At 38.6% G+C, this 6,227-nt stretch carries 5 protein-coding genes; 2 read left to right on the forward strand and 3 right to left on the reverse strand.

The annotated features are described in order from the left end of the window. The coding region (locus ACOVO2_RS07170; RefSeq protein WP_421769316.1) for a ligand-binding sensor domain-containing protein at positions 1-2,360 on the reverse strand (2,360 nt) is incomplete at its 3' end. A gap of 159 nt (positions 2,361-2,519) precedes the next feature. Between ACOVO2_RS07170 and ACOVO2_RS07175 the strand changes: the two genes are divergently transcribed. Then, positions 2,520-3,188, forward strand: coding sequence for an ion channel (locus ACOVO2_RS07175; RefSeq protein ID WP_421769317.1), 669 nt, complete (start codon positions 2,520-2,522; stop codon positions 3,186-3,188). A 3-nt stretch (positions 3,189-3,191) separates the two neighbouring features. Here the strand turns inward: ACOVO2_RS07175 and ACOVO2_RS07180 are convergent, their stop codons facing one another. Continuing rightward, complete coding sequence (locus ACOVO2_RS07180) at positions 3,192-3,770, reverse strand: Crp/Fnr family transcriptional regulator (protein ID WP_421769318.1); 579 nt, start codon at positions 3,768-3,770, stop codon at positions 3,192-3,194. Positions 3,771-3,960: 190 nt separating this feature from the next. Here ACOVO2_RS07180 and ACOVO2_RS07185 point away from each other — a divergent pair, with 190 nt between their 5' ends. Then, the gene (locus tag ACOVO2_RS07185; protein WP_421769319.1) at positions 3,961-4,884 is read left to right on the forward strand and encodes an alpha/beta hydrolase; all 924 of its coding nucleotides are present in this window, start codon (positions 3,961-3,963) and stop codon (positions 4,882-4,884) included. Positions 4,885-4,943: 59 nt separating this feature from the next. Here the strand turns inward: ACOVO2_RS07185 and ACOVO2_RS07190 are convergent. Continuing rightward, positions 4,944-6,227: 3-coathanger stack domain-containing protein (locus ACOVO2_RS07190; protein ID WP_421769320.1), on the reverse strand; the 1,284-nt coding region annotated here is incomplete at its 5' end.

A 6,227-nucleotide genomic window follows, 5' to 3' on the forward strand; every position in this document is an offset into this window, starting at 1 on the left:
GCTCCGATTTCGTCGTGGAGGTCAGAAGATATTCGGTTTCGCATGGCTTGCACTTTTTTAAACTCATTGATTCGGTACCAATAAATACCGTAGCCGATTGCCAGTAGGAGTGAAGCAAGCAAAATCTTAAACCATAGGCTTTCGTACCAAGCGGGTAAAATCTTGAAATTGAGGACGAGAGAATCGGTGTTCCAATTACCCGCAATTTCGGCGTATTGTACTTCCAATTGGTAATTTCCTTGTTCTAGATTAGAAAACGTGATAGTTGGATTTACGCCATTTTCAATCCATTTTTCGTTGATACCCGTGAGGCGGTAGCGAAATTTGTTTTTGGCTTGGTTCTCGAAATTGAGTGGACTAAATGAAAAACTAAGGTTATTTTGTTTTCTCGAAAAAACGAGGTTTTTAGATAAATCAACTTTTTGGTCGCTTCCCAAAATGTTTATTTGGCTGAGCATCAGTCGATGTGATTGATTTTTTAGTCCAACATTACTCAAATTTAGAATCGAAAACCCATTTTTATGCCCAAGTAATAGTTCGTTTTTAGTCATCAGAAAACCATTGCGGATATCATTGTTCAGCAAACCATCAAACTGTGTGAAACGATTCACTTGTTTTTCTTTCGAGATTTTCACTAAGCCTTCGGCCGTACCAATCCAAGTATTTTCCTTAGCATCCTCATCGATCGAAAAGCACTGAGCATCAGCAAACAAAGGCTTTAAATCTTCGGCATGGACTTCCGCCGTTATAATTCCCTTGGCATTTAGTTGGTTATAGCCACCGTATCCCGAAAACAATAAATTACCTTTGGGCGTAACCGAAACATCAAGGTAATAGTCACCAATGAAGCGTTTGTGGTCGTTGATTGAGCTTAATTCTTGAAATTGATTGGTTCTGAAATCGAAACAGGCAATGCCAAAACCGCTCGGAATCCAGCCTGCTATCCACATTTTTTGGTCGGGGGTATAGGTAAGTTTATGAAAAAGATTGTCTTTGAAAAACGTAGGGTACGGAAGTTTACTCCACGGTTGCACAAATTGTTTCTTGTTGAAATCATAGACTATGATTGGCTCATTGGGCGATAAAATCCAGAGTCGATTTTGCCCGTCGAATTCCAAATGATTGATCGGTTTTGATAGAATTTTTTCGAGATTTGTTCCCTGCTTTTTTACGAAAAGATTCTTGTTAGTGCCGATAAAAATTCGATTGTCAATCGCTTTGATATTTTTAATTTCTTCTGATACCAATTGCGTGATTTTTTGAAATTTATTACTTGTTTTGTTCCATCGAAGCACATCACCCGAACTCATGCCAAGTAGGTAATTCGACTCATTTTCGACCTCAAAGCACCGAACAGTTGCTGGATTTGGTAGTAAATTTCGAGGAATGAGTATTTGTCTAATAAGTTGATTTTCAGCTTCTTGTTTTAGCAATCCATCATTTGTGCCGAGCCAAAGTTCGTTTTTTTGTGCGTCGATAAAAACAGTATTGAGCGAAATGTCATCGGCCATGAATTGCCCAATTTCTTCGAGTTTGGTCTGATTAGTAGTAAGCTGAAACAGGTGGTTGTGCGAAACACAGATCAAAGATCTATTACTCGAAAATCGAATTTGTTCAATACTTTCGCCGATGTTGGCTTTGAAGGTAGGAACCTTTGTTTTAGGGTTGAAGTTTATCAAATCGCCGTGCTGATTTCCTAACCAAAAAGTGTCATTTGTTTTATCAAAAGCCAATGAACTTAGATTTCTTTCGGCCCAAACCCGCACCCACGTTTGGCGGTTATTATCGAATTTGCATAAACCTATTGGGCTGACCGACCAGAGATTCCCTGCGGTGTCTTCAACGAATTTAGCAAGATTAGGGTTTTGCTGATTTTCATTCAAAATCTTGTAGTAAGTGAGCAAGTTTTTTTGTGGATGATACGATTTTATGTGATGAAAGTCAGTTGACCAAATAAGCCCTTTACTATCGACAAAAATACTGTTGTAGTGGTCGTTGTCGGGGATGTTGTCGTTGAGTTTGTTGGCAATTTTAAACGATAAAACCAACGATTTTGTATCTAAAGAATATAGGCCTTTTTCGTTGCTAAACCACAATATCCCGTCGCTCGAAATTGCTATGCCATTTGGACTTGATAAATTACCTAATGGCAAAAATTGGTAGCCATCGTATCGAGAAATTCCTAAGTTTGTAGCCAGCCACAAATACCCTTGAGGATCTTTAGTGATACCCAAAACATTATTCGATGAAAGCCCATTTTTGGTAGTAATTTTCTCGAAGTTAAATTTTTGAGCATGAATTCCGCCCCAAAATAGCAAAAGTGTCAATGTAAGAACGTATCGAAGGTATGGGTGTTTCATGAAATGCATCTGGATTAACCGTTCGCGAGTTGTCGAAATATACGATAATTTGAATGAAAATAGCGAGGTGAGTTTAAACTTAATGTTAGCTTATCGAAGAACTATGTTTGGATTTTTAATGAATAATCTTGAATTTGCTCTAAATCTAAGCAATTATTTATGACACTATTGGAGCAATTTTTTACTAAAAACAAATACGAATTACTGCTTTTTGCCTTAGTCCAGCACCTATTTGTGGGTATTGTACTGCGTAATATGGATTTTTATGTAACGGTCATTTGGCCAATCAATATGATTATTGTGGGTATTGCCAGTATCGGGGTTTTTATAGAAAAAGGTCGCTTCAAGAAAATTATCAAAAATACCTTGTTCTTGCTGGTGTTCTTGATGCCTCTGAGCTTATCATTTGTTAAAAATTCGCCAGAATTTATGCGTACAATCAGTGCGGTTTATGTGCTGTTTTTTTTGTTTATTTTCTTAGAAATCATTCGGTTTTTGCTCAAGCCAAGCTACATAAATACCGATATTATTTCGGCATCGGCTTGTGGCTACTTTTTGTTGATTGAAGTGAACGTTTTTTTGATGCAGATTTTCTTTTATAACAACTCTCATTCCATCAAAGGTATTGATATGTCGAGTACTTCGGCCGTTTACATGGATTTGGTTTATTTCTGTAGTATCACTATCACGAGTATAGGTTTTGGCGATATTTTACCAAATAGCCACGTCACGAAGCTTGTAACGGCACTTTTTGGTATCATTGGGCAGTTTTATACGGTGGTTTTGGTGGGTATTCTGATTTCAAAGTTTTCGAGCAAAAATGATTAAGCCTTATTTCTGATTTCTAACTCTGCTGAGAGTTTCGAGTTGAATACCCAAAAAAGAAGCCAAATATTTGAGCGGAATACGTTGAATGAACTCGGGTTTGTGCTGAATCATATATTCGTAGCGTTCTCGTGCCGAAAGCGTTTGTAGCATGATTTTCATTTCTTCGATTTGTACTAAATATTGCTCAACGATGAGTCTTCCGAGGCGTTCGATGTCGTGAAATTGGTCGAAAAGTTTGTGCAGTTCGCTGTGTTTCAGAACCACGGCCTGCACATCTTCGAGTGCTTGAATATTGGTTAAACTCGGTTTCTGGGAAAAGAAACTATAAGTCGAAATCGCCACCGAGTTTTCGAGCCCGAACCAAGTATTGGTTTCGTTGGCGTTGGTATCTTCAAAAAACTCTCTTACACTTCCCGAATAAACAAAGTTAAGTTCGTCCGATACTTGGCCTTGTTTTACCAAAAAGGCTTTTTTTGAGAAACTTTTCAATGAAAAACAAGGCAAAAGAGCTTCGACACTCGCTGGTTTTAGCGGGTGAATGTGTTGAAAAAAATTCAGACAATGTTGAAAGGCTTCTTGCATAACTATGGAGCGAACCGGGCGGCGACCGCATCCTGTTCGCATTTAAGAAATTTATGAAGATGAATTTAGAATAGAAAAAACTACATACAATATTCGCAGAAAAACTTCGTGAAACAATATTTTTTTTCAACTTTGTACTTCAACTATTCACCATAAACCGATTGGCGTGAAGCACACGCCGCTACGAGCAATGAAAAAACTTTTTTTAGCCCTATTTCTAATGACTACTTTGTCTGATTTATCCGCCCAATCGAGCGAAACTATTTTACTTTATCCCGAAGGAACACCCGGTTTAAAAGCTGGAATTTCGATTCCCGAAGACTCAAAAACTACCGATGGAATTACTCGTGTAAAAGATGTGACCCAGCCAGCTTTGTATGTGTATCCAGCCAAGAAAAAAACTTCTGATGCCACCGTGATTATTTGCCCAGGTGGTGGTTACAGTATCTTAGCGATTGACCACGAAGGGCATGACATTGCCAAGTGGTTTAATGAGCGTGGCATTACGGCCTTTGTGCTAAAATACCGCCTTCCGCAAGAAAATCTATTTGATAATGACGAGATTCGTCCGCTTCAAGATGCTCAACAAGCGATTAGAATTGTGCGTAAAAATGCGGCAAAATATGGTGTTTCGCCCGATAAAGTTGGAATCATGGGCTTTTCGGCGGGTGGACATTTAGCTTCAACAGCTTCGACTCATTTTACAACCCAAGTAGGCGAAATCACCGATGCAAGTGTGAGTGTTCGTCCTGATTTTTCGTTATTGATTTACCCCGTAATTACTTTTAGCGATAAGTTTACGCACTTTGGTTCGAGAGATAATTTGATTGGAAAAAATCCACCAGTTGAAAAAATGGAGTTGTATTCCAACGAAAAACAAGTAACAAAAGATACCCCACCGACATTCTTAATAAGCACCACTGATGATGGTGTGCAGCCCGAAAATAGTATTGGTTATTTCTTGGCTTGTAAGAAAAACAAAGTGCCAGTAGAAATGCACATTTACGAAAAAGGTGGCCACGGCTACGGACTCAAGAAAAAGGGTAGGGGGCCAGTAGAAACATGGGCAGCCCGCATGGAAGATTGGCTCAGAGATAGAAAACTAATGAAGTAATTTTTGATGATTTTATAGAAAAGGGTCTCGCTCAAAATTGAAACGAGACCCTTTTTATGTTAATTTTCGCAACCTCTAATTTCGGCTTTAAATACTGTTCCAGCGTTTGCTTCAAAACCCGCATTCAGCATGATTGCCTTACCAGCTTGGTAATTTACGTTGGCTGTTGCACTGATTTTATTGCTTGCGGTTACTTTATTTGAGGCTTGTTTAGTGCCAATGTTTGTCGTAAAATCATCGGTTGGACTCACCAAATTCAAGTCTCTCGGATGAATCGTGATTGGACTACCATTTACTTGGCCTATACTTACACCATCGGTTGAAACTACTCTGATTCGGTAATTTGCTCCACCTACAATATTACTTGGAATTAAACAACTAATAGTTCCAGATGTACTGCTGCTACCTATAATTGTTGGATAAATGAAGTTGGCACTGTTTCCAATATTTCCAATATTTGCAATACTGCCAAAATTACCATTGGCATCAGATAACTCTACTCTGAATTGATTTGCATTACTAAAGTTTCCGCTCGTCGAGAAACTAACATCTAAACTACTTTCAACGCAAACAGTAGTCTTAGAAACAGTTGGTATTGAGATACTTCCAGTATTTGGTAGTATGGTGAAAGTTGTAATAACAGGACCATAATTGATGCCTCCAAGTAAATTATCTTGATTGTAACCTGTTACCGTCAAAGTATAAACACCAGGAGACAAAATTCGACCATTTACATTGTTGGCGGTGTTATCAAAAATAGCGTAAGGAGAAATATTTTGGATAATCTCCTCATTCATATTTGGCCCTTGTAGTTTCATCAATAGACTCTCTATATTAATAGTAGGGCAAATCGGAACAGCGATTATAGAAACAGGGTCAACGATTTGATTGATTGCCATGCCATTAGTCAAACTAAACAACGGTTGATATGGATTACCAGCTTTAACAAATTGATAATCAATAATCGGAATGCAAGGGTCAACCGCTTCACTAACAATAACATTGGTTGTAGCGGTTGCAGTACAACCACCACTTGAAATTGTTACGGTATAAATACCCGCATGAATAACCAAAGCGTTTGGAATGTTTGGGTTTTGTACTGTACTGACAAAACTATTAGGCCCAATCCAAGCATAACTCGTCCCCCCCGAAGCATTTAACTGAATTGTGTTTCCTGTTTGAAATGGTCCTGTATTAGAAGCAGTAGCAACCAAATTATTAGTAGATATGACGCTTGTCGTTGCAGTAGCCGTACAACCATTAGCTGCTGTAACGGTCACGGTATAAGTACCAGCAGCGTTGATGTTTGCTTGAGCATTAGTGCCGAGTCCATTCGACCACAG

Source organism: Emticicia sp. (genome assembly GCF_049241225.1).
GTDB lineage: Bacteria > Bacteroidota > Bacteroidia > Cytophagales > Spirosomataceae > Emticicia.

What these genes read in the sequence shown, in the direction of transcription:
- ACOVO2_RS07185 (WP_421769319.1), top strand. Translation starts at nt 3,961, where the DNA reads ATGAAAAAACTTTTTTTAGCCCTATTTCTAATGACTACTTTGTCTGAT.
- ACOVO2_RS07175 (WP_421769317.1), top strand. Translation starts at nt 2,520, where the DNA reads ATGACACTATTGGAGCAATTTTTTACTAAAAACAAATACGAATTACTG.
- ACOVO2_RS07180 (WP_421769318.1), bottom strand. Translation starts at nt 3,770, where the DNA reads ATGCAAGAAGCCTTTCAACATTGTCTGAATTTTTTTCAACACATTCAC.